The organism is Nonomuraea sp. NPDC048916 (genome assembly GCF_040649575.1).
Classification (GTDB): Bacteria; Actinomycetota; Actinomycetes; order Streptosporangiales; family Streptosporangiaceae; genus Nonomuraea.
In genome coordinates this window covers 1-588 of the sequence record NZ_JBEZFS010000175.1, presented here as the reverse complement: position 1 = coordinate 588, position 588 = coordinate 1, and the positions used below count along the sequence as shown (strand labels likewise).

Sequence of the window (588 nt, the reverse complement as noted above, 5' to 3'; positions counted from 1 at the left end):
CCGCAGGCGAGCGTACCCGCGGCCGAGCGGCAGGCGGACGGCAACACCCCTGGCGACCGGATACCCTTTGACCTGACGCACGACGATCCCCACAACAGCACACGCGGCCGAGGAGTCACCCGGATGAGCACCACCCAGAGCGAGAGGCTGCGCGGGCTGCTGGAACCGCTCGTCAGCGCGCAGCAGCTGGACCTCGAGGAGATCGAGGTGTCCCGGGCCGGCCGACGGGGAGTGCTGCGGATCATCGTGGACTCCGAGGAGGGCGTGGAGCTGGACGCCTGCGCGGAGCTGAGCCGCGCGATCTCCGCGAAGCTGGACGAGACCGACGCGATGGGCGACGACGAGTACGTCCTCGAAGTCAGCTCCCCCGGCGCGGACCGCCCGCTGACCGAGCACCGCCACTACGTACGCGCCATCGGCCGGCTGGCCAGGTTCCACCTGGCCGGCGACGGATCCGGTGAGCTGGTCGCCCGCATCCTCACCGTCGACGAGGACGGGCTCGACCTCGAAGTGCCCGGCGTCAAGGGCCGCAAGCCCACCGCCCGCCGCCTGGCCTTCGACGAGATCGCCAAGGCGCGCGTGGAGATC

The 588-nt window shown here is 71.6% G+C and carries 1 protein-coding gene; it reads left to right on the top strand.

Features of this window, described 5'->3' with window-relative positions; genetic code table 11:
* Positions 1-123 precede the first annotated feature (123 nt).
* On the top strand, positions 124-588 hold a 465-nt coding region (rimP, locus tag AB0C16_RS40295; protein WP_357691442.1), incomplete at its 3' end, for a ribosome maturation factor RimP.